Origin of the sequence: Pseudomonas viridiflava, assembly GCF_900184295.1 — a bacterium.
In the GTDB taxonomy this organism is placed as follows: Bacteria; Pseudomonadota; Gammaproteobacteria; order Pseudomonadales; family Pseudomonadaceae; genus Aquipseudomonas; species Aquipseudomonas viridiflava.
This window is the reverse complement of sequence record NZ_LT855380.1, coordinates 261,566-283,628: the sequence shown is the minus strand read 5'-3', so window position 1 is coordinate 283,628 and position 22,063 is coordinate 261,566. Positions and strand designations below refer to the sequence as shown.

Sequence of the window (22,063 nt, the reverse complement as noted above, 5' to 3'; positions counted from 1 at the left end):
TCGCGATCAGGCGTTTTTTCGACGCATCGGCGTCACGGTGTACAACTCGTTTAAGGAGCCAAGAAGGCGTAAGGTGACACCTGCGAGGGCACAATTCCACACAGCCGCCGTCACACTGACGAGGCCGCTATAGTGATAGTGTCCAGCATTGAGAATGAAACGGGTAACGCGCAATGGCAGTCCGGGTGCCCTCATCATCAGCGATGGCGCACCATGAGCACTGATATCACAGGCATGATGACCGTTCTGCGGATTGGACATGGTCATGCCGGTCAAGGGAAGGCGCAGCATTGAACCCCCGGTATTATTGCTTTATGGGTTGCGATCGAGCTTAGCCTTGTTCATTTTTTTATACAACAATCCGTTAAAAATAGAAGACAGGCCGCTCTGGCGCATATTCCAGGACAGCCGAAGGCCCGAAAAAACGCCCCAAATAGCAGCAAAAAAGGCTTTCTGGAGCAGTTTTAGGGCACATACAGGCTCTATTGACTTCATCATGGCTTTCGGATTGACTGAGACCCGTAATCATTGATGATTGATATTTTTAACAACAAAGGTGTTGCATCATGTCGGTACCCCCGCGTGCCGTTCAGCTTAATGAAGCGAACGCGTTCCTTAAGGAACATCCTGAGGTTCTGTACGTTGACCTTCTGATTGCAGATATGAATGGTGTGGTGCGTGGCAAACGCATCGAACGCACCAGCCTCCATAAGGTTTACGAGAAAGGCATCAACCTGCCAGCCTCTTTATTTGCTCTGGATATCAATGGCTCCACGGTGGAAAGCACCGGCCTGGGCCTGGACATCGGCGATGCTGACCGAATCTGCTATCCAATCCCCGATACCCTGTGCAACGAGCCATGGCAAAAGCGCCCTACCGCGCAATTGCTGATGACCATGCACGAACTCGAAGGCGACCCGTTCTTCGCCGACCCGCGTGAAGTGCTGCGCCAGGTCGTCGCCAAGTTCGACGAAATGGGCCTGACCATCTGCGCCGCGTTCGAGCTGGAGTTCTACCTGATCGATCAGGAGAACGTGAACGGCCGTCCACAGCCTCCGCGCTCGCCTATCTCCGGCAAACGTCCGCATTCGACCCAGGTTTACCTGATCGACGACCTCGACGAATACGTCGACTGCCTCCAGGACATTCTGGAGGGTGCGAAAGAGCAAGGCATTCCGGCTGACGCAATCGTCAAGGAAAGCGCCCCGGCCCAGTTCGAAGTCAACCTGCACCACGTGGCCGACGCCATCAAGGCGTGCGACTACGCCGTACTGCTCAAGCGTCTGATCAAGAACATCGCCTACGACCACGAAATGGACACGACCTTCATGGCCAAGCCCTATCCGGGTCAGGCAGGTAATGGTCTGCACGTCCACATCTCGATCCTGGATCGCGATGGCAAGAATATCTTCACCAGCGAGGATCCCGAGCAGAACGCCGCATTACGTCATGCGATCGGCGGTGTGCTCGAGACCCTGCCGGCGCAGATGGCGTTCCTGTGCCCGAACGTCAACTCGTATCGCCGGTTCGGTGCCCAGTTCTACGTACCCAACTCGCCGACCTGGGGCCTGGACAACCGTACGGTTGCCATCCGGGTTCCGACCGGCACAGCCGATGCCGTGCGTATCGAACACCGCGTGGCCGGTGCCGATGCCAACCCGTATCTGCTCATGGCTTCCGTGCTGGCAGGCGTGCACCACGGCCTCGTCAACAAGATCGAGCCAGGCGCGCCGGTGGAAGGCAACTCCTACGAGCAACATGAGCAAAGCCTGCCTAACAACCTGCGCGATGCCCTGCGCGAGCTGGACGACAGTGCGGTCATGGCCAAGTACATCGACCCGAAATACATCGATATCTTTGTGGCCTGTAAAGAGAGCGAGCTTGCGGAATTCGAACACTCCATCTCCGACCTCGAGTACAACTGGTACCTGCACACAGTCTGATTGAGGCTGAGTGTCCAGTCCTGAAATAGGTTTACACCTGTTTCAGTCTCAAAACGCTCGATGCACCGCATCGGGCGTTTTGCATTTCAAGGCCAGATGAGACGCACCTAATGAAAAATTACTTCCCGCCCTGTGGAAAATAGAAGTTCACTACCTCACCGCACTTTATGGCAACTCCATTTTCATATTTCAGAATGCTTGATATTAAACTCTACGTAATCCAGCACATCTTTATAACGTGGACGTCACGCCAAACAAGAAGTTATCAAACAGCTCAGCGCCACTAAAAACAGCGAGCAGTCATTTAACTGCACAGGCACCACACATAACACTCCAAACATCAACACCCGTAACAGATTGACAAATAGAGGCATTTTGCAATAATCCTGCGCTTCAATGGAGCTGTTTTCTCAGGGTTGCCAGCGCCAGCAAGCAAAAGGGGTTGAGATGAACGCCAAAGAGTCTGTTCATTCGCCCCCGACCCCATCATAAGGAATTGAAGAAATGAGCTCGAGAATTAGCCACTTGACAGTTCTGGCGGTGACCATTGCTGCCCTCGGTGGCTGCCAGAGTCTGAATACTGGCATGGACAGCATGTCGCAAACGATACGCGAGGTTGGAGCCAAGCACGGAACGCTGATTCTTTGCGGAGTGGGTGCAGTCGGTGGAGCCGTCATCGGCGCCAAGCTGGGTGGCAAGGAAGGTGCTCTTATAGGTGGCGGACTTGGAACAGCCGCAGGCTGTTACGCCGGCTCTATCTGGGAAGCCAAGATGAAGGCCCTCGAACAGATCGCTCACGACGAAAACATGTCCATCCAGGTTCAATCTCTGAACCTTGAAGCGCCTGTTGGCAACACCGCTGGCACTGAGGGTGGCCTCGTCGCCCTGGTGCAAGATGAAAGTATGTTTACGTCCGGGTCTGCTCAATTGACCGCGACGGGTAAGCGCCAGGCACAAAAGCTGGCACAGACATTCGCTCAACAAAGCGGTGACGGAAAGGGAGTTGATCAGCGCCGATTCCTGGTTGTTGGTCATACCGATGCTACCGGCAGCGCGAGTTTCAATCAGAAGCTATCCGAACAACGCGCACGTACCGTTGGCAAAATTTTCCAGGACGCCGGTGTCAAGTCTGATCGTATTTATTACCAGGGCGCTGGCTCCTCGCGACCTGTCGCAAATAACGAGACGGTGGAAGGGCGAAACAGCAACCGCCGCGTCGAAATCAGCGAAATGAAGTCCGAAGATATATTGGTCAAACGTGTTCAGGCCGAATCGTCCAACGCCAAGTACGCTGTTTACAGCGCCGGGGCGCAAAAAAAGCCCGAGACGGCAGTTAAAACGCCTGCCAAGGCGAAAGCAAAGGATACCGTCGTAGCGTCCAAACCCGCCCAAGCCCCTGCGAAATCTTCAAGCACGGAGCCTGCTTCTACTCCCGAAGCACCCGCCAGTTCTACATTGGTTAACTTTGGCGGCGTACTCGCGAATAACGAGCAAAGCGTCACAGCTTCCATCAAGCCTAAATCAGGCGGGTTCGCGCTCATATCCTCGGCACAGGCAAGTGACCTTCCAATCCAAAGCTGCGAAGCGGATGCCCCGCGAGAAACCGGCCAGGTCTTGAGCCTTGCCAATGACAAGCCTTTGATTGACCACAAGACCTACGAGTACATGGCCGGATACAACAACCGTGTATGGGCCGAGCGCGTCAATGGCAACCTGCTGACGATTACGCCCGTCTCTATCCTCAAGGAAAACGCAGCCGTAGACCGACAGCCAATCCTTGAAATAGTCAAAGACTACGATGCGGGCAACCGTAAAAGCCTCAAGGCTATCCAGGGCATTGCCAACACCTACGAGGGCGAAACCCAGGTGCTCTATCGAGTTTTCGCAAAAGACCCAAAGGCAGCAGTTTCCTGCATCGACGTCGTCTTTGAGAAAAACGCTCCGCAGGCCACCAAAGGGCAAGTTTTCTACCCACGCGGGCAGTCGGCCTATGTGGCCAAATTCATTCCGATCAAAGCTTCCTGATCCCTGAGAGAACAGATCATGCAAGATTTCTCACCTACCTCAATGCTCGCATTGATGCTGGCAAACCGGTTGGCGGCGGCGTCGTTGATCTCATTGGTAGTAGCGATAATCGTCGCTGCACTGAACTGGGATAAGGTTTGCTATTTTGTCCGTCGTGCCTGGCACTGTACCCCTTTGATCGGCACCGTGGCTCGGTTGGCCAGGCAAGCGAAACGGGAGCGTGGCTCGTCTGACAGCTCCGGTTGGAGCGACGGTGAACTCCGTTTGTGCCAGGAATATTACACAAGCTATAAAAAGGTTGATAAAGACCCGGCTTACTACGCCAAGTGCCGGGATTACCTGTCGAAGGTGTGTGAAACAGGTCGGCGTACCAGCCCTTTTTGGGTGATCCCTTTGATGGCAGGACTGCTGATCCTGGAAGCGGTCGGTTTCGCTTACGTTATCGGGCCCTTCGTAAATCGCGAAATATCTGCGAACAACCTCCAATACCTCACCTGGTCTGTAGCCACGTTCCTTGCTCTTATCTCCGGATTCTTTGCCCACATCGCAGGTCATGAAATCCATCACAACTCGCTTATCAAAAAAGCACGCCACTGGTGGAGAGGAACACCGACGCAGCAACGTGACAACCAGATCGGGAAAGACATTGCTCAGATCTCCATTGATGACACTCACAATGATGATACGGCCCACGGCTACAACAAGATTCTGGCCCGTATCAAGACCAACGAGACCGTTACCGTCAAGCATTTCTGGGTAGCGATGTTCGGCGTCACCATTATCATTATCGCAATTGCTGCATTTTGGGTTCGTGCTGAACAGCTCAATGCAATGGAAACAGAGCTGGTCGCTGGCTATCAGATCAACGAATCAGCGAAGTCATCGAACAGTCCGTTTGACTTGCCTGCCGCTTCTGCCGACGTTGAGAGGCAGAGCCAGGAAAAAACGTTCGACGACAAGATTGGCGCAGAGCATCGCGCCTCGATGGTGACCTTTGGCGTGTTGTCAGTAGTGTTCGTGGCCATCCAGTTCATCGCGCTGTGGCTCTCCATGGTTTACGGCTTTGCGGGCCTGGCATCCCGTGATGCCTACGAGACGATCAGCAAGTTCAGGACTGCAGACGAAATGGTTCGCTGGATGGATCGTCAACGAGCCGCTATTCGTGATCATGCGAACCATAAGCTCTCGCTTCTTCGAGACAAGGTTTCAAATTACGACATGACCAGCAATGATGGGGTAAACAGCACCTCAACGTCGCAAGAGCGGAACTTTGAAGCCTTTTTGAAGCTTGAAAAAGCCAAGGAAGACGACAGGACTATTGCTGAGCATCGGGCAGCGCTGGAGTTGAAAAAACGTAAAGATGGAGTTTCTGCCGAGTACCAATCTGACGCACAGGTTAAGCAGGAAGCCCCCAAGATTCAGCATCCGACACCCAAGCAACCTGAACTGACTATCGAGGCTCCAGCGACTCAACCTGCTGCCGCCGCAAATACAGTGAAGCCCACCGAGTTTGACGACCTTCGCAGTTTGTCCGATGAGGAGCTTGAACTGGTGGTCGACGTTTACCAGCTTGCGCTCGAACAACTGAAGCGCATCCGTGCAACCCAGGTTGTACTTGCCAAAACGGGCAAATTCCCGGCACACCAAGGGGCAACGGTCTGATGAAAAGCATGCTGCGAAAAATTTTGATCGCAGCCATGCTTCTTCCTGCCGCCACTATGGCGGCAGAGCGGAACGACATGGCGAGCTGCTATGAAGCGTCCAGACTGACCGAGTTCAAGCCGGCACCAAGCGGTCGTCAGTTGGTGATCATTGTCGATCAGACAATCAAGATGCCTGAAGACATTCAGCGATCAGCCTGGGAAAAAATTGACCGGTTTGTTCAGCCAGGCGACCAAGTGAAGCTTTACACCTTCTCAGCTTTCGTGCCGGGAGAGTACATGCGCCTGCAGGCGGATGTGACGCTTGAAGTCCCCCCGGCAGATACCGTCCGTAATGACATGGGTATGAGCAAGCTACGCCAGCTCGATGCCTGCATGAAAACCCAAAAGGCGAGCTTCGTTCGTGGCGTCGGGGGGTTGTTTGTGAAGGCCATGCGTGACGCCAACAACGACAATCCTAAAAGCGAGATACTCCACGCGCTTCGTGAAGTGGGCTCGGACATGAGTCAGCAGAGTGCCAGGGATCGGGTGGTCTTTTTGATCAGCGACATGCTGGAGAACAGTGATTACGCATCGTTCTACGCCAACAGCGCCATTCAGAACCTCAACGTTGCGCAAGAAATCAAGAAAGCCTCTGACAAGAGCCTCTTCTCCGACCTCTCGGGCGCTCGGGTTTATGTCGCAGGCGCTGGACTGGTGACTGACAGCATCAAGCAGAAATACCGCTCAGGCAAGACAATGGATCTCTTGAACGAGTTCTGGTCTTCATACTTTGAAAAGTCCAACTCCAGACTGGAAGCCTTCGGAACTCCAATGCTCAACGTAGACCTGAAGTAGGCACCCATTACTTAAAGAAGCTTGCCTCTCCTGAGGTTGATAAAAAACGCCGCAGGCTCTTTGAGCGCTGCGGCGTTTTTCGTTGTGCCGGGCGACGTTTAGACGCGCCTCAAAGCCCGCCGACGTGAAACGCCTTCACTTCCAGATACTCGTCCAATCCGTAGCTGGAGCCTTCACGGCCCAGGCCCGACTGCTTGACCCCGCCAAACGGCGCGACTTCCATCGAGATGATGCCGGTGTTGAGGCCGACCATGCCGAACTCCAGCGCCTCGCCGAAGCGCCATGAACGACGCAGGTCCTGAGTGAAGTAATACGCGCCCAGGCCGTAAGGTGTGGCGTTGGCCAGTGCCAGTGCCTGGGCTTCGTCGGTGAAGCGCATCAGCGGGGCGACGGGGCCGAAGGTTTCTTCGTTGGCCAGCAGCATGCCTGCGTGGGTATCGCCCAGCACCGTCGGCTGGACGAACTGGCTGTCGCCGTCCGGCATACCGCCGTACAGCAGTTTCGCGCCCTGGCTCAGGGCATCGTCGATGTGCCGGGCGACTTTGCTGACCGCTGCCGGGTTGATCAGCGGGCCGATGGTGACGCCGTCTTCCAGACCGTTGCCGACCTTGAGTTTGGCGACTTCTTCGACCAAGCGTGCGGCGAAACGGTCGTAGATGCCGTCCTGCACCAGAATGCGGTTGGCGCACACGCAGGTCTGCCCGGCGTTGCGAAACTTGCTGAGCATGATGCCGGTGACGGCCTGCTCCAGATCGGCATCGTCGAACACAATGAACGGCGCGTTGCCGCCCAGTTCCAGACTCAGACGCTTGATGTGCTCGGCGCTCTGGCGCATCAGCAGACGACCCACAGCGGTAGAGCCGGTGAAGGAAATCTTGCGCACCACCGGGTTGCCGGTCAGTTCTTCACCGATGCCGGATGGCATCCCGGTGATGACGTTGAACACGCCAGCCGGAATGCCCACACGCTCGGCCAGTACCGCCAATGCCAAGGCCGACAGCGGCGTGAGGTCCGAGGGTTTGACGATGATCGGGCAGCCTGCCGCGAGGGCTGGGGCGCACTTGCGGGTGATCATCGCGTTGGGGAAATTCCACGGAGTGATGGCAGCGCAAACGCCGACCGGCTGCTTGAGCGTCATCAGACGACGATCCGCACTCGGTGCAGGGATGGTTTCGCCATAGGAGCGACGTGCTTCTTCGGCGAACCATTTGACGAAGCTGGCGCCGTAGCGGATTTCACCACGGGACTCGTTCAGCGGCTTGCCCTGCTCAAGGGTCATGATCAGCGCCAGGTCTTCGACGTTCTCCAGCATCGCCTGATGCCAGCGCTCCAGCAACGCTGCACGCTCGGCGGCCGGACGGGCACGCCAGGCCGGCCATGCGCGGTCAGCAGCTTCGATGGCGCGGCGGGTTTCAGCGCCTTGCAGCGCCGGAACCTGTGCGATGACGTCGCCGGTGGCCGGGTCGGTAATGTCCAGGGTCGCGCCATCGTCGGCCACGATCCACTGCCCATCGACGTAGGCGCGTTCTACCAGCAGGCTGGGGTCTTTCAAATGGTGCTTGAGCATGGTCGGTCGAGTCCTGTTCCGGGATGACTGCCAGTCTAAGCAGCCATCACAGTCCAGGATGCTGAAAGCAGGGAATGCGGGCGGCAAACGCTGCTGAATTTCGCGCCCGCACGGCAGCCTCTACTGCTTCAGCGAGCCCAGCAGACTTTGCAGAAAACGCTCGCCTGCGTTCATCTGGCTTTCTTCGATGAACTCGTCAGGCTTGTGCGCCTGCTCGATGGAGCCCGGCCCGCAGACCACCACCGGCACGTTGAGGCGACCGGCGAACAGACCGCCTTCGGTGCCGTACGAGACCTTGATGTGCTGCGTGCCGGGCTCGGCGAAGGCGTGCAGCATGCGCACGGCTTCAACGCTGGGATGGGTCTCCAGCGCCGGGTATTCGTTCATGATTTCGATGTCGATGGCTGCCACGCCGGACAGCTGCCTGGCTTCACGCACCAGCACTTCGGCACGCTCACGCAACTGCTCCAGCAATTGGTCGGGATCATCGCCCGGCAGGTTGCGGTATTCGAACTCAAGGGTGCAGAGGTTCGGCACGATGTTCAGCGCCTTGCCGCCCTCGATACGGCCGATGTGGACGGTGCTGTACGGAATGTCGTAGCCCTCGTCACGCACGCCCTGCTGCTCGACCTGTTTCTGGCTCTTGCGCAGCTCGGCAATGAAGTCGCTGGCCAGGTGAATGGCGTTGACCGCACGCGGCGCCAGCGACGAATGCGCTTCCTGACCCCGGCAGTAAGTGCGGTACGAACTCTTGCCCTTGTGACCGACCGCGAACTGCATCAGCGTCGGCTCGCCCACCACACACAGAAACGGGCGCACAGGTGCCAGATGAAGCACGTCCAGCAGGCGCCGCACGCCGACACAGCCGATTTCTTCGTCGTGGGACAGGGCCAGTTGCAGCGGTCGCGTCAGGGTCATGTCGGCGGCATCGAGCATGGCGTCGATGGCCAGCGCGATGAAGCCTTTCATGTCGCAGGTGCCGCGCCCATAGATGCGCCCGTCACGCAGCGTGGCCTGAAACGGCGGCATCGTCCACGCCTGCCCTGCGGCGGGCACGACGTCTGTGTGCCCGGAGAGCAACACACCGGGCTGCTCGCGAGGGCCGGTACTGGCGAACAGATTGGCTTTCTTGCCGGTCTCGTCCTTGACGATCAGCGACTCGATGCCTTTGGTCGCCAGCAGGTCGCGAACGTACTCGATCAGCGCCATGTTCGGCTCCGACGACACGGTTTCGAAGGCAATCAGTCGTTTGAAGATGTCCAGCGCACGCGGTGTCATGAGGCTTTACTCGCAAGTTCTGAGAAGGCGGCAAACCGGCGGATATCGAACGGACTGATCAGCGTGCTGGTGGTGCCGGTGCTGATCAGTTCGGCCATGACATCGCCCACGCCCGGGCCGAGCTGGAAGCCATGGCCGCAGAAACCGAACGCGTAATACAGGCCGTCGACCTTGCCGCTGGGGCCCATGATCGGCAATGAGTCCGGCGTATAGCTTTCGATGCCGCTCCACACGCGGATGATGTTCAGGTTGCCGACGCCAGGCAGCAGGCGACGCATCTGCTGCATGTGATTGATGAGGCTGTTGGGGTCGAAATACGCGCGACGGTTGACCATGTCAGGCTTGGTGCGTACGCCACCGCCAATGACAATGTTGCCGCGCGCGATCTGGCGGAAATACACCACTTCGTGGGGGATCTTGGTGAACACGCCAATCACCGTCGGCAGCGCGTAAGGCACAGGCTCGGTGACCGACATCTGCGGGCCGAAGGTTTCCAGCGGCACCGGCTCGCCGAACTGCGACGAGAGCTTTTCGCCCCAGGCACCGGCGGTGATCAATAATTGATCAGCGGTGAAGATTCGGCCATCGGTGGTCGTGACCTGAAATTCCTTGCCAACCTTTTCGACGTGCAGCACTTCAGTGCGCTCTTCGATCCGAGCGCCGGCACGTATCGCCGCACGGGCCCAGGCAGGTGCGGCGAGACGCGGGTTGGCGTGGCCGTCGTGTGGCGCGTAGGAGCCGCCTTTTACGTCCGGCCCCAGAAACGGAAAACGCTCGTGCAGCGCTTTGCCCTGAAGTACTTGCAGGTCCAGCTCACGCGCTTCAGGGGCCGCAGCGTAGGCTTCGAGCTCAGGAATTTCGTCTTCGCGGTAGCAGACGCGCATGTGGCCACTGGGCAGAAACTCCAGGTCTTCGCCTATCAGCTGCGGCAGGCGCTTCCACAGCGCAAAGGAACGGTTGGCCAGCTCCAGTTGATCCAGATGACGACCCTGACGGCGCACGTTGCCGAAGTTGACGCCGCTGGCGTACTGGCCGACCACGTCGCGCTCCAGCAGCGTCACCGACTTGCCGCGCTGACGCAGAAAGAACGAAGACGCCGCGCCCATCACGCCGCCGCCGACAATCAGTACATCGACCCTGGGCTGCTTCATGACACCACCTCGTCTGTCATCATCGACAACGGTTTGACCGGCGCCTGACCGCGCTGGCGGCCGACCTGCTCGACCGGTACGCCGGATTCGGCAGCGATCACTTCGGCTCCGGCCTGCGAGCAATAACGCCCCTGGCAGCGACCCATGCCGACCCGGCTGAAAGCCTTGGCGCGGTTGACTTCACAGGCGCCTTTTTCACGCACCACACCGCGCAGTTCGCCCGCGCTGATCATTTCGCAGCGACAGATAATGGCTTCATCAGGCAGCGCCTTCGCCTGCGCAGACGGCCAGGGAAAGGCTTCCATCAGCCCGACACGGAAGCGATCCATGACCTCAAGACTCTGCCGCAGGTTATCCACACGCTGGTTATCCACAGGCTTGCCGAGGTCACTCAGCAAGGTCAGCGCAGCCAGACGCCCTGCCTGTTCGGCCGCATCGGCACCGCGAATTTTCGCACCATCGCCTGCGGCGTAGACGCCCGCGACAGAGGTGCGGCCGTCGTCGTCCACGGCCAGCACCCATTGCCCGGACGCTTCGTCGAAACGCAGGCCGCAGCCGGCCAGATCAGCGAGCTGGGTTTCAGGTCGCAGGTGGTAACCCAGCGCCAGCGCATCGCAATCGACTGTCAGGGCGTTGCCGTTGGCGAGCCTCACGCGTACGCCGGTCACGCCATCCTTCTCGTCACCCAGAATTTCTTCAGGCTTGATGCCCAGATGCACCGGAACCCTTGCGCTGTACAACTGAGCCAGCAGCTTCATGCCGTTGAACAACAAACCCGGACGCGCCAGCAATTTGGGCATCGCGCCGATGCGTTTGCTGAACGGTGAGGTGTCGAGCACCGCCGCCACGTCGGCACCGGCTTTGACGTACTGGCTGGCGACCAGGTACAGCAACGGACCGCTGCCCATGAACACCACACGGCTGCCGATGGAAACCGACTGAGACTTGAGCGCGATCTGCGAACCGCCCAGGCTGTAGGTGCCTGCGAGTTGCCAGCCTTTGATCGGCATCAGTCGGTCGGTGGCGCCCGCGCAAAGAATCAACGCGTCGTACTCCACGACCGTGTGCACACCCTTGCTGACGCAGCAGAGCTGGCCTGCGGTGAGGTTCCAGGCCAGGGTGTCGGGGCGGTAATCGATCTGGCTGCGCAGACGGTCGAAGCTTTCGTGCAGGTCGCGCGCCTTGGCCGCTTCGGTGCCGTACAGCGCCGGGTAATCACGTTTGAAGCCTTCGGGCTGGCGGCGGTAGATCTGTCCGCCATCACGCCGGTTTTCATCGATCAGAATCGGTTTGATGCCAGCGGCCAACAACGTTTCGGCGCAACGGGTGCCCGCAGGACCGGCGCCAACGATGACCACACGCGGGCTGGCGGTGTGACTGACATTCAGCCGTGGAGAAGTGGCCATTTCGCCTCCGGTTGGGTGGTGACGATATCGAGCCCGTCACGGACTTCGTTGGAACAGGCGCGCAGGCGCTCGCCACTGCGGGTCCAGACCCAGCAATCCTGACAGGCGCCCATCAGACAGAAACCGGCCCGACGCCCCGAATCGAACTCGGACTGACGCAAGGCATTGCCTCCGGTCAGCAGCGCCACCATCAGCGTGTCGCCCTGCAAGGCTTCGACAGGTGCCCCGTCGACGATCAGGTTGACGACCGGCCGATCACGCTCGCCCAGTCTTACAAAACGGCCACTCATGCGTAGGCTCCTACGGTGACGGGGTCCAGATCGTTCTGACGTTCCTGCAACTCACCGCCGTCGCGATGACAAAGGATTTCGCTGCCACCTGCGATAACGCGACGCCCCGGCGCCGTTCTGTTGCACAGGCCTTCGATGCGCACGGGGCAGCGATTGAGAAAGGTACACAGCTCAGGTGTATTCGACGGCGCGCTGATCGGTGGCAGCTTGCCGCTGGTCACGCCGCAGCCTTCCAGCCAGCCCTGGCGCAGCTCGGGCACCGAATGCACGAGCAGGTCGGTGTAGGGATGAAAAGGCGTCTGGCTGAAGGCGTCACGGCTGCCCTCTTCGACCTTGTGGCCGCTGTACATCACCACGATGTCATCGCACAGCGCGCGCACGGTGGAGATGTCATGGCTGATGAACAGATAGGAAACCCCAAGCTTGCGCCGCAGATCGCCAAGCAGTTCGAGGATGCAGGCGCCGACCACGGTATCCAGCGCCGAGGTCACTTCGTCGCACAGGATCAGGTCCGGCTTGGCTGCAAGCGCACGGGCCAGGTTGACGCGCTGCTTCTGACCGCCAGACAGTTCGTTGGGACGCCGGTCCGCCAGCTCGCGCGGCAGACGTACCAGGTCCATCAACTCGTGGATGCGATCACCCAGTGCCTTGCCCTTGAGGTTGAAATACATTTTCAGCGGGCGGGCCAGAATCGCGCTGACGTTGTGCATCGGGTTGAGCGCGGTGTCGGCGTTCTGAAACACCATCTGGATACGGCGGAACTGGTCTTCGGTGCGCCCCGCGAGATCGCCGGACAGCTCGGCACCGTCGAATGTCAGGCTGCCTTTGGCCGGGTCCAGCAGACCGGCGACCACACGGGCCAGGGTCGATTTGCCCGAACCGGACTCACCGATCACACCGATGGCCTGACCGCGTCGGATGGTCAGGTCGATGTCTTCCAGCACGCGGATCATCGGCATGCCTTGCAGGTTCTTCTTGCCGTAGCCTGCGGTCAGGCCCTTGATGGTCAGCAGCGTGCTGTCCTTGACCATGTCGCTGGCCGGCGACAGTTTCGCGTCGGGACGGGCGGCGGCGAGCAGGCTGCGCGTGTATTCGTCTTCCGGCCCCTTGAGCAATGCAGCCGTGCTGCCCTGCTCGATGATTTTTCCGCCATTGAGCACGACAATCTGATCGGCCATCTGCGCCACCACTGCAAGGTCGTGGGAGACATACACGGCAGTCGCGCCACGATCCCGCACCACGCGCTTGAAAGCCCGCAGCACGTCGATCTGTGTGGTCACGTCCAGCGCAGTGGTCGGCTCGTCGAGGATCACCAGCAGGGGATCGCTGATCAGCGCCATGGCTGCCATGACACGTTGCAACTGACCGCCCGAGACTTGATGCGGATATCGCTGGCCGATGGTTTCGGGGTTGGGTAACGCGAGATCGCGAAACAGGTCGACGGCTTTTCGCTGCAGGTCCGAACGACTGCCCAGACCATGAATCAGCGCGCCTTCGATCACCTGATCAATCAGTTTTTTTGCCGGATTGAAGGCCGCCGCTGCGCTTTGTGCGACGTAGGAAACCCGATTGCCGCGCAAGCCTTGCAGCTGGCTTTCCGGCAGGCTGAGCATGTCGTGCTCACCCACCTGAACCACGCCACCGGCCAGCTTGCAGCCACGTCGGGCATAGCCCAGCAGCGCCAGGGCGATCGTGGTCTTGCCGGAACCGGACTCGCCGATCAGCGCCAGCACTTCGCCTTTCTCCAGCGCGAAGCTCACGCCCTTGACGATTTCCAGCTCACCCTTGTCGGTGTCGGCCACCACACGCAGGTCTTGCACCCGAATCAATTGACTCATCTCAGTGCCCTCCCGAGCGTCGGCTGCGCCGTGATGACAAGCGGTCGATAAACAGATTCACGCCAATGGTCAGCGAGCCGATGGCCAGCGCAGGGATCACGATGGCCGGCGCGCCCTGATTGAGCCCGCCGATGTTTTCGCGCACCAGAGAGCCGAGGTCGGCGTCGGGCGGTTGCACGCCAAGACCGAGAAAGCTCATGCCGCTGAGCAACAGCACAATGAAGCCGAAACGCAGGCCCAGATCCGTCAGTACCGGGTTGAGCATGTTCGGCAGAATTTCGCGACAGGCGATGTACAGACGACCTTCACCACGGGTACGCGCCACCTGCACGTACTCCAGCGCTTCGATGTTCACCGCCATACTACGGGCGATGCGAAACGCGCCCGGCGTGTAGCTCAGCACGGCCGTACAGACCAGCAGTACTTCGGACGAGCCAAACGCAGAGACCATGATCAGCGCAAGCATCTTGCTCGGAATCGAAATGAACGCGTCCATCAGGCGGCTGATGATTTCGTCCAGCCATTTGGGCGCAACCACCGACAGCAGCGCGCACATGGTGCCGATACCGCTGGCCAATACGGCGGAGATCAGCGCCAGCCCGACCGTGAAGCGCGCGCCGATCAGCACGCGGCTGAGCATGTCGCGGCCCAGGTAATCGGTGCCGAACGGGAACGCCGCGCTGATGTTTTCGAAGACGTTGTCGGACACCACCTCGCCCACCGGATGCGGCGCGAGCCACGGGCCGAACAGCGCGATCATGAGCCAGAAGAAGCAGACCGAAGCGCCCACCAGCCCCAGCCAGGCTATCTTGCGAGGCGCACGCACTTGAACGGCGGGCGTAGATGTCTCAATGATCGGGTTCATTGGTTTCTCAGCCTCGGGTTGGAAAGAATTGCACACAGGTCGGCCAGCAGCACCAACCCAAGGTAAGCCGCGCAGAACAGCATGGTGCAGGCCTGAACCAGCGCCATGTCACGGTTGGTCACCGCATCGACCATCAGGCTGGCAATGCCCGGATAGTTGAAGATCGTCTCGACGATGACTACACCGCCCAGCAGATAGGAAAGACTCAACGCCACGGCGTTGACGATAGGCCCGATGGCGTTGGGCAAGGCATGTCGCAGCACGATACGCACCGGGCTTACGCCTTTGAGCCGGGCCATTTCGACGTAAGGGCTGTCGAGCTGATCGATGACAGCGGCGCGAGTCATGCGCGCCATCTGGGCGACGATCACGCAGCACAGCGTCATGACCGGCAATGCATAGGTGCGGATGAATTGCAGCGGCGTACTGGCGTCACCGCCGTAGGACAGCGCCGACAGCCAGCCCAGTTTCACGGCGAAGATCAGCACTGCCAGCGTGGCGACCAGAAATTCAGGCACCGCCACCAGCGACAGGGTGACGAAATTCAGGGCGCTGTCGATTCGTCCGCCTCGGCCCATGGCTGCGCCGATGCCCAGCATCAGGGCGACCGGTACCGACACCAGCGCGGTGGTTGCGGCCAGCATCAGGGTGTTAGGGAAACGTCCGGCGATCAGGTCGGAAACCGGCATCGCGTTGGACACCGACTCGCCGAAGTTGCCGCCCAGCAGATTCATCAACCACTGCAGATAACGCACCACACCCGGTTGATCGAGCCCCAGTTTTGTACGCAATGCCGCGACCTGTTCAGGTGTCGCGAACTGCCCCAGAGCCTGTTGCGCCGCATCCCCCGGCAGCACCGCCGTAATGGCGAAGACCACCATGGACACGATCAGCAGCGTGACGATCGCAGCGCCGAAGCGCTGCACGATCAACCCGAGTGTGTTGCTATTCATCTGCATCCTCCCGCTCGATTCACCGCCGCTTTCACGCGTCCAGCCAGACCTGCTCACTGAACATGTAGCCCATGAAACCGCCCAGCGGATTGCTGGAATAGCCCTGGATACGCTTGTCCACGCCGTCGATGTTACTGATGAACACCGGGATGCCGATGCCGCAGTTCTGGCTGACCAGGGTCTGCATGTCGCCATACATTTTGGCGCGCTTGTCGTCGTCGGTTTCACCACGGGCCAGCATCAGCAACTGGTCGAACTGATCGTTCTTCCAGCCCGATTCGTTCCAGGGTGCCGAGGACTGGAAGAACTGCGAGAAGATCACGTCGGCGTTAGGGCGCGGGTTGATGTTGCCGAAGCTCAGCGGGTGCTTCATCCAGTGATTGGACCAGTAGCCATCGCTTGGCAGGCGGTTGACGTTGAGCGTCAGCCCGGCCTGTTTCGCCGATTGCTGCAACAGCACGGCGATGTCGACGGAACCGGTGGCCGCAGGTGAGGCGGCAACGGCCATGGTGATCTTTTCCATGCCGGCTTTCTTGAGCAGGAACTTCGCCTTTTCGGGATCGTAGGCGCGTTGCGGCAGGTCGGCGTTGAAGTAGCGCGAACCGGGCGCAATCGGGTGGTCGTTGCCGACCCGGGCATAGCCACGGAACACCGCTGACTTGACCTGTTCACGGTCCAGCAGATACTTCATGGCTTCGGTGAATTCGGGGCTCTTGCCGGGCATCTGGTCCTGACGAATGATCAGGTCGGTGTAGTTGCCGGACGGCGCATCGACCACGCGGTGTTTGGCGCTGGCGGCGATGCGGCTGGTGGAGCGCGGGTTGACCTCGTTGATCATGTGCACATCGCCCGACAGCAGCGCGTTGACTCGCGATGGTTCGTCGCCGATGGCAATGAATTCGATCTCGTCCAGGTACGGCAGGCCCGGTTTCCAGTAGTTGGGGTTACGCACGCTGACCGAACGCACGCCAGGGTTGAACTCCTTGACCTTGAACGGACCGGTGCCGATGCCCTTGCTGAAATCGGTAGTGCCCTCGGGCACGATCAGCAGGTGGGAAACAGCGAGAATCGATGGCAGTTCGGCGTTCGGCGAACTGAGGGTGATCTGCACTTCCAGCGGGCCGGTGGCCTTGATCTCGGAAAACTGCGCCATCAGCGGCAGTACTTTCGAGCCGGTGGCCGGGTCTTTATGGCGCGACAGCGAGAACACCACGTCGCCTGCGGTCAGCGACTTGCCATCGTGGAACGTCACGTCTTTGCGCAGGGTGATGGTCCAGACGGTCGCGTCCTTGTTGTCGATCTTCTCGGCCAGCTCCATATGCGGAACCAGGTGGCTGTCGAAACGGGTCAGGCCGTTGTAGAACATGTAGTGACGCACGTAGTCGGTGGACAGTGCGCCCTTCGCAGGATCGAGCGTGTCAGCCGTGGAGCTGGACATGCCCGCCACACGAATACGACCGCCCGGTTTGCCTTTGACAGGTGCCGCGTCGTCATCGGCGAAGACCTTGCCGGCGGCGCCGAACAGGCTGGTGGAGCCTGCAGCGACCACACCGGCAACGCCCAACATACGCAACGCATCACGACGCGAAAGGCCGCGATTGAGACCCTCGAAAACGCGCAGGCTGTCTTCGCCTGTGATCAGCGGGGAATCGTTTTTCTTGTCAGCCATATCAGTTCTACCTGTCGAAAAAGGGAAATTCCGAGTTGCTCACGGTTGACCGGAGCGTCCTTCAAATACACACGACGACGGTGAAACAAAACACTCAGTGACGACTGTCCTGATAGCGGTAGTACGCGCCGACCAGAGGCAGAAACCACGGTTTGCCAAAGTGCCCGGGAATGGCCGGCCAGTTCAGGTCTTTCCAGGGATTGGCCTGCGCCTTTCCTTCCATGACATCGGCCATGACCTGGCCCATGTGCACTGACATCTGCACGCCGTGCCCGCTGTAGCCCATCGAGTAGAAGACGCCGTCGTGCTCGCCTGCACGCGGCAAACGATCGGACGTCATGTCCACCAGACCGCCCCAGCAGTAATCGACCTTCACCTGCGCCAGCTGCGGAAACATCTGGATCATGGCCGCCTGCAGCACCTTGCCGCTCTTGGCGTCGGAGCTGCTGTTGGACATGGCGAAGCGGGCGCGTCCGCCGAACAGCAAACGGTTATCCGGGGTGAGGCGGAAATAGTTGCCGATCAAACGACTGGTCACGTACGCACGCTGGTGGGGAAACAACTGATCGATCAAGGCTTGCGGGAGCACTTCGGTGGCGATCACAAAACTGCCGACCGGCACGATGCGGCGGCGATACCAGCCCAGCCCGCCGTGCTGACAGGCGCCTGTTGCCAGAAACACCTGCTTCGCCTGAATCGAGCCTTTCGAGGTGTTGACCACAAAGCCGTTGCGGTTGGCTTTCCAGTCCTTGACCGTTGTGTCCTGATAAATCCGCGCACCGTGACGCACTGCCGCATCGGCCAGACCCAGGCCAAAGCGTCCCACGTGAATCTGCACGCCATTACGCTGCAGAAGCCCGCCGTGAAACTCGTCCGAACCGATTTCGGAGCGGATGTCCTGCGCCGACAACAGCTCGACGTCGGCATCGACCTCACGACGGATCAGCTCGCAGGTGCGCGCCAGTCCTTCGTAATGGCCCGGCTTGGCGGCCAGCTTCAATTTGCCGTTGCGCTTGATGTCGCAGGCAATGTTTTCCTGCTCGATCACGCCGACAACACTTTGCACTGCGCTTTCATACGCCTTGTAGAACTCACGGGCTTGAGCCGCACCCAGCGTCGCGCTCAAAGAGGCGTAATCCTGCGCCACGCCGGTGTTGCACTGCCCGCCGTTGCGCCCGGACGCTTCGCCGATCACCCGGCCTGCATCCACCACCACGACGCTGGCACCTTTCAAGGCCAATGCACGCGCTGCCGAGAGCCCGGTGAACCCGCCACCGACCACTACCACGTCAGCCTGCCCCTCCACCGCGCCAGCCTGCGCGCCGGTGAAATCTGGAGCCGTATCGAGCCAGTAGGACTCACTGCGCATCTTGTTCCCCTTGTCACTCATGGAAGAGCACCTTGAAAAATGCCGTGTCGCGGGTAGTCCTGCTTACAGGCCGACCAGTCCCGCCAGACCGCCGATGTCCGGAATCTGGTGATACTCGAAGGAGCTGTGAGCAGGCTGTTCGTGACCGCGAGCCACAAACGCCTTGTTCTTGATCTTCATGTCGTTGGCCGAGAACAGGTCGTAGCGGAAGCTGGATGAAACGTGCAGCACGTCTTCCGGGCCGCAGCCGAGGTTGTCGAGCATGTATTCGAATGCCGCCAGACGCGGTTTGTAGACCTTGGCCTGATCGGCCGTGAAAACCTTGTAGAACGGCGCGCCGAGTTTTTCGACGTTGGACATGATCTGGCTGTCGCTGGCGTTGGAGAAGATCACCAGCGGAATCTTGTCGGCGATCTTCGCCAGACCGGCCGGCACATCGGCGTGCGGACCCCAGGTAGGAACAGCGTCGTAATACAGCTGACCTTCGCCACGGTACTCGACATTCCAGCGCTTGCAGACACGCGACAGGGAGACTTTCAGGATCTCGTCGTAAGGCATCCAGTCACCCATGACCTGATCCAGGCGATACGCCGAGAAATCCTTCACGAACTGATCCATCTGCTCGGCCGGAACACGGTCGGCGAAGAGTTCGCGCGTCATGGTGCCCATGTGAAAGTTGGTCAACGTGCCGTAGCAGTCGAACGTAATGAATTTTGGTCGAAGAAAGCTCATTGTGTGCGGTCCTGAAAGTTCGTTGGGGTCATGGCATGACGAGCAGTTCCGGCCCTGATGCAAGGACCGCGTTGCACGTTGCAGCACACCCTCATTACAACACCGTGAAATCAGCAGATGGCGTTAAAAGTGCTGGCTGCTTGATATAAAGCACCGTTTTGAGGTGCGCGCTCAGCAGACTTTGCGGGGCGCTCCAGCCTTGGGCAAACCCCGGTTTTTGGCGCTTTTTTGACCCTTTTCAGGGCGCCCGGGCTCAAACACGCGGCTTTGCACCGCAGATACTGCGCCTTTGTATCCCTTGTTGCTCAGCACAATGTACTGCGCACGGAACGAGCCGATTCGCGCAGCTATATAAGGCAGGAATGCGCTGGAAAACCTCAAGCATTTGCTGCCGGAGTCTCGACCGATTTAAGCAGTAACTGTGGTCAGGCGAGCTGCCAATCGTGAAATCTACCGAATGTTCGCCACCCTCTTGTCACCCCGTCGCGCAGGTGGGATACAGCAAGCCTGCCGCATTCTTTTATCGCCTGTGCATCCTTCTGGATGGGAGACACATCATGCTCGCCCAGCAACGCCTCGACCTTGAATACCGCTCGATGACTGCCGCCGATGTGGTCAACGCCCATGAACTGTCCATCGCCCTGAAATGGCCTCATCGCCTGGAAGACTGGGCCATGCTGCAACGCGTGGCAGAGGGCTTTGTCGCGCTGCACAACGGCCGACTGATCGGCAGCGCCTTCGCCTGCCATCAGGGCGAGTTCTCTACCATTGGCCTGGTGATTGTCAGCGACGATTATCAAGGCAAGGGCATCGGTCGCAAGCTGATGGAAATGGCCGTCGGCAGCGTCGCGCCCCGCACAGCGGTGCTCAACGCCACACTTGAAGGCGCGCCGCTGTACGCGAAGATGGGCTTCGTCAGTTTTGGTGAAGTCCAGCAGCGTCAGGGCCAGGCACAGTTGCCAGCGCCGACCGCCCTGAAGGCTGGCGAACATTGCCGCGCCCTGACCGAGACCGACCATGCGCGCGTCATTGAGCTGGCCAATGCGGGCACGGGCATGGACCGCTCGACGGTTATGAACGACGTACTCGATAACCTCGAACACGCAGTGGGCATCGAGCGCGACAGCCAGCTGAAGGCCTTCGCCCTGATGCGTCCGTTCGGTCGTGGCCTGTGCATCGGCCCGGTGGTTGCCGAGGACGTGGATCAGGCCAAACACATGATCGAACAGTTGCTGGCCAAGGTGCCGTACGCCTTCGTGCGCATCGACATCCCCTCCAATGGCGGGCTGGCAGACTGGCTTGAAGAAGCAGGCCTCAAACGCGTCGATGCCGTGACCTGCATGAGCATGGGCGCCGTACCGCAGCCCAGCCAGGGCGTGCGCCAGTTTACGTTGATTACCCAGGCGATTGGTTGAGCGCAGTGGCGTTGACGCCAGCTGCTATCAAGCAAGCCATACCCACTGAAGGAAAGCGATTTTTTTGTGGGAGGGGGCTTGCCCGCGATGAACGATGACGCGGTATATCAGGAAAATCGCGTCAGACTTCATCGCCGGCAAGCCGCCTCCCACAGTCCGGTGTTTGCTGCGCGACAGCGCTATATCGAAGACGTGGTGATGCACCCCACCTCCCAGCGAACAGTCCACACAACATTCTCGAGACCAGAACCATGCCTGAACCCACCGTACTGCTGCTGGCCCGTGCCGATCACAGCCCTGTCGATACCGAATTCACACCGGGACCTCTCGACGTCAGCGATCCCTTCGCCAATGAACGCCGCACGGCCTTCGTCGATGAGGCAGGCATCGCCGCCGGTGTCGTTCACTCCAGCACTTCAGTGTCGGTGGAGGCCTATCCCTACACCGAAATGCTGATGATGCATCGCGGCACCGTCACCTTGAACTCAGGCACCGACAGCATCACGATCAGTACCGGCGAGAGCGCCGTCATCGGTCGCGGCACCCAAGTGCGCATCGAAGCACAACCCGACAGCCTCTGGGCATTCTGCGCGGCCACACAGGCCACCGGGCCGGACAAGCCCGGCGTCACGCACCTGGATCGTCTCGCGATGCTCACGCCATCGTCTCCGCCAGACCCCGCCATCATGATCAGCGCGCTGCCGCAGTGCCGCAGCAACAACCTGTTCGAAGACACCGCCAGCACCCTGCGCATCGGCGTCTGGGATTCCACCCCTTACGAGCGCATCTCGCGTCCGCACAGAATCCACGAACTGATGAACCTCATCGAAGGCAGCGTGACGCTGGGCATCGAGGGCGGTGAAGCGGTTGTGGTGAAAACCGGCGATACCGTCTTCGTCGCCCAAGGCGCGCCGTGCAAGTGGACCAGCACAGGGTATGTACGCAAGTTCTATGCGGTGACGTGATTGCCGGGCCGTGCCCTTCGACCATGAAGGGCGCGGCTATAACGTTTAAGCCGTCGATAAAGTCTACTAGAGCAACTTTCGCCAGCGCAGTTAATAGCC

18 protein-coding genes are annotated in these 22,063 nt (G+C 59.6%); 6 read left to right on the top strand and 12 right to left on the bottom strand.

Annotated features, from left to right (window positions below):
- Positions 1 to 6: 6 nt before the first annotated feature.
- Positions 7 to 291 (bottom strand): hypothetical protein, encoded by a 285-nt coding sequence (locus CFBP1590_RS27430; protein WP_134674697.1) that lies wholly within the window; start codon positions 289 to 291, stop codon positions 7 to 9.
- A 275-nt stretch (positions 292 to 566) separates the two neighbouring features.
- Here CFBP1590_RS27430 and CFBP1590_RS01395 point away from each other — a divergent pair, with 275 nt between their 5' ends.
- The 4 genes from CFBP1590_RS01395 to CFBP1590_RS01380 all read left to right on the top strand — a co-directional run bounded on the left by CFBP1590_RS01395 (position 567) and on the right by CFBP1590_RS01380 (position 6,466).
- Entirely contained in the window at positions 567 to 1,943 is a 1,377-nt protein-coding gene (locus CFBP1590_RS01395) for a glutamine synthetase family protein (protein WP_025996673.1), read from the top strand.
- Between the two features lie 504 nt (positions 1,944 to 2,447).
- Positions 2,448 to 3,968, top strand: coding sequence for an OmpA family protein (locus CFBP1590_RS01390; protein WP_088234343.1), 1,521 nt, complete (start codon positions 2,448 to 2,450; stop codon positions 3,966 to 3,968).
- A gap of 18 nt (positions 3,969 to 3,986) precedes the next feature.
- On the top strand, positions 3,987 to 5,630 hold the full coding sequence (locus CFBP1590_RS01385) for a hypothetical protein (protein ID WP_088234342.1): 1,644 nt from the start codon (positions 3,987 to 3,989) through the stop codon (positions 5,628 to 5,630).
- Positions 5,630 to 6,466: a hypothetical protein gene (locus CFBP1590_RS01380; RefSeq protein ID WP_088234341.1), complete on the top strand. Its 837-nt coding sequence runs from the start codon at positions 5,630 to 5,632 to the stop codon at positions 6,464 to 6,466. The genes CFBP1590_RS01385 and CFBP1590_RS01380 overlap by 1 nt, the downstream gene beginning before the upstream one ends.
- A 109-nt stretch (positions 6,467 to 6,575) precedes the next feature.
- Here the strand turns inward: CFBP1590_RS01380 and CFBP1590_RS01375 are convergent, their stop codons facing one another.
- From CFBP1590_RS01375 to CFBP1590_RS01325, 11 genes are all read right to left on the bottom strand, one after another.
- Positions 6,576 to 8,033 (bottom strand): NAD-dependent succinate-semialdehyde dehydrogenase, encoded by a 1,458-nt coding sequence (locus CFBP1590_RS01375; RefSeq protein WP_088234340.1) that lies wholly within the window; start codon positions 8,031 to 8,033, stop codon positions 6,576 to 6,578.
- Positions 8,034 to 8,153: 120 nt separating this feature from the next.
- Positions 8,154 to 9,311: an acetylornithine deacetylase gene (gene argE / locus CFBP1590_RS01370; protein ID WP_088234339.1), complete on the bottom strand. Its 1,158-nt coding sequence runs from the start codon at positions 9,309 to 9,311 to the stop codon at positions 8,154 to 8,156.
- A complete protein-coding gene (locus CFBP1590_RS01365) occupies positions 9,308 to 10,462 on the bottom strand; it encodes an NAD(P)/FAD-dependent oxidoreductase (RefSeq protein WP_088234338.1) in 1,155 nt (384 codons plus the stop codon). Before CFBP1590_RS01365 ends, argE begins: the two co-directional genes overlap by 4 nt.
- Complete coding sequence (locus CFBP1590_RS01360; protein ID WP_088234337.1) at positions 10,459 to 11,868, bottom strand: FAD/NAD(P)-dependent oxidoreductase; 1,410 nt, start codon at positions 11,866 to 11,868, stop codon at positions 10,459 to 10,461. Before CFBP1590_RS01360 ends, CFBP1590_RS01365 begins: the two co-directional genes overlap by 4 nt.
- Positions 11,847 to 12,158 carry a (2Fe-2S)-binding protein gene (locus tag CFBP1590_RS01355; protein WP_029243592.1) on the bottom strand — a complete coding sequence of 104 codons (312 nt, stop codon included), beginning with the start codon at positions 12,156 to 12,158 and terminating at the stop codon, positions 11,847 to 11,849. Before CFBP1590_RS01355 ends, CFBP1590_RS01360 begins: the two co-directional genes overlap by 22 nt.
- Positions 12,155 to 13,996, bottom strand: a complete 1,842-nt coding sequence (locus tag CFBP1590_RS01350; protein ID WP_088234336.1) for an ABC transporter ATP-binding protein — start codon at positions 13,994 to 13,996, stop codon at positions 12,155 to 12,157. The genes CFBP1590_RS01355 and CFBP1590_RS01350 overlap by 4 nt, the downstream gene beginning before the upstream one ends.
- Position 13,997: 1 nt before the next feature.
- Positions 13,998 to 14,861, bottom strand: a complete 864-nt coding sequence (locus CFBP1590_RS01345; RefSeq protein WP_004880539.1) for an ABC transporter permease — start codon at positions 14,859 to 14,861, stop codon at positions 13,998 to 14,000.
- Positions 14,858 to 15,814, bottom strand: coding sequence for an ABC transporter permease (locus tag CFBP1590_RS01340; protein WP_088234335.1), 957 nt, complete (start codon positions 15,812 to 15,814; stop codon positions 14,858 to 14,860). The genes CFBP1590_RS01345 and CFBP1590_RS01340 overlap by 4 nt, the downstream gene beginning before the upstream one ends.
- A 31-nt stretch (positions 15,815 to 15,845) precedes the next feature.
- Complete coding sequence (locus CFBP1590_RS01335) at positions 15,846 to 17,483, bottom strand: ABC transporter substrate-binding protein (protein ID WP_025996685.1); 1,638 nt, start codon at positions 17,481 to 17,483, stop codon at positions 15,846 to 15,848.
- Positions 17,484 to 17,577: 94 nt separating this feature from the next.
- The gene (locus CFBP1590_RS01330) at positions 17,578 to 18,852 is read right to left on the bottom strand and encodes an NAD(P)/FAD-dependent oxidoreductase (RefSeq protein ID WP_029243595.1); all 1,275 of its coding nucleotides are present in this window, start codon (positions 18,850 to 18,852) and stop codon (positions 17,578 to 17,580) included.
- Positions 18,853 to 18,915: 63 nt separating this feature from the next.
- The gene (locus tag CFBP1590_RS01325) at positions 18,916 to 19,584 is read right to left on the bottom strand and encodes a haloacid dehalogenase type II (protein ID WP_004880547.1); all 669 of its coding nucleotides are present in this window, start codon (positions 19,582 to 19,584) and stop codon (positions 18,916 to 18,918) included.
- 557 nt (positions 19,585 to 20,141) lie between these two features.
- On the opposite strand from CFBP1590_RS01325, the gene CFBP1590_RS01315 reads away from it, so the two are divergent.
- On the top strand, positions 20,142 to 20,999 hold the full coding sequence (locus CFBP1590_RS01315; RefSeq protein ID WP_058430723.1) for a GNAT family N-acetyltransferase: 858 nt from the start codon (positions 20,142 to 20,144) through the stop codon (positions 20,997 to 20,999).
- Positions 21,000 to 21,250: 251 nt separating this feature from the next.
- Complete coding sequence (locus CFBP1590_RS01310; protein WP_088234334.1) at positions 21,251 to 21,964, top strand: cupin domain-containing protein; 714 nt, start codon at positions 21,251 to 21,253, stop codon at positions 21,962 to 21,964.
- The last annotated feature ends 99 nt before the right edge of the window (positions 21,965 to 22,063 follow it).

Excerpts from the sequence above, each read along its gene's own strand:
- CFBP1590_RS01395 (WP_025996673.1), top strand. The coding sequence starts at position 567 with ATGTCGGTACCCCCGCGTGCCGTTCAGCTTAATGAAGCGAACGCGTTC.
- argE (WP_088234339.1), bottom strand. The coding sequence starts at position 9,311 with ATGACACCGCGTGCGCTGGACATCTTCAAACGACTGATTGCCTTCGAA.
- CFBP1590_RS01330 (WP_029243595.1), bottom strand. The coding sequence starts at position 18,852 with ATGCGCAGTGAGTCCTACTGGCTCGATACGGCTCCAGATTTCACCGGC.
- CFBP1590_RS01350 (WP_088234336.1), bottom strand. The coding sequence starts at position 13,996 with ATGAGTCAATTGATTCGGGTGCAAGACCTGCGTGTGGTGGCCGACACC.
- CFBP1590_RS01355 (WP_029243592.1), bottom strand. The coding sequence starts at position 12,158 with ATGAGTGGCCGTTTTGTAAGACTGGGCGAGCGTGATCGGCCGGTCGTC.
- CFBP1590_RS01390 (WP_088234343.1), top strand. The coding sequence starts at position 2,448 with ATGAGCTCGAGAATTAGCCACTTGACAGTTCTGGCGGTGACCATTGCT.
- CFBP1590_RS27430 (WP_134674697.1), bottom strand. The coding sequence starts at position 291 with ATGCTGCGCCTTCCCTTGACCGGCATGACCATGTCCAATCCGCAGAAC.
- CFBP1590_RS01315 (WP_058430723.1), top strand. The coding sequence starts at position 20,142 with ATGCTCGCCCAGCAACGCCTCGACCTTGAATACCGCTCGATGACTGCC.
- CFBP1590_RS01345 (WP_004880539.1), bottom strand. The coding sequence starts at position 14,861 with ATGAACCCGATCATTGAGACATCTACGCCCGCCGTTCAAGTGCGTGCG.
- CFBP1590_RS01340 (WP_088234335.1), bottom strand. The coding sequence starts at position 15,814 with ATGAATAGCAACACACTCGGGTTGATCGTGCAGCGCTTCGGCGCTGCG.
- CFBP1590_RS01380 (WP_088234341.1), top strand. The coding sequence starts at position 5,630 with ATGAAAAGCATGCTGCGAAAAATTTTGATCGCAGCCATGCTTCTTCCT.
- CFBP1590_RS01385 (WP_088234342.1), top strand. The coding sequence starts at position 3,987 with ATGCAAGATTTCTCACCTACCTCAATGCTCGCATTGATGCTGGCAAAC.
- CFBP1590_RS01365 (WP_088234338.1), bottom strand. The coding sequence starts at position 10,462 with ATGAAGCAGCCCAGGGTCGATGTACTGATTGTCGGCGGCGGCGTGATG.
- CFBP1590_RS01310 (WP_088234334.1), top strand. The coding sequence starts at position 21,251 with ATGCCTGAACCCACCGTACTGCTGCTGGCCCGTGCCGATCACAGCCCT.
- CFBP1590_RS01375 (WP_088234340.1), bottom strand. The coding sequence starts at position 8,033 with ATGCTCAAGCACCATTTGAAAGACCCCAGCCTGCTGGTAGAACGCGCC.
- CFBP1590_RS01335 (WP_025996685.1), bottom strand. The coding sequence starts at position 17,483 with ATGGCTGACAAGAAAAACGATTCCCCGCTGATCACAGGCGAAGACAGC.
- CFBP1590_RS01325 (WP_004880547.1), bottom strand. The coding sequence starts at position 19,584 with ATGAGCTTTCTTCGACCAAAATTCATTACGTTCGACTGCTACGGCACG.
- CFBP1590_RS01360 (WP_088234337.1), bottom strand. The coding sequence starts at position 11,868 with ATGGCCACTTCTCCACGGCTGAATGTCAGTCACACCGCCAGCCCGCGT.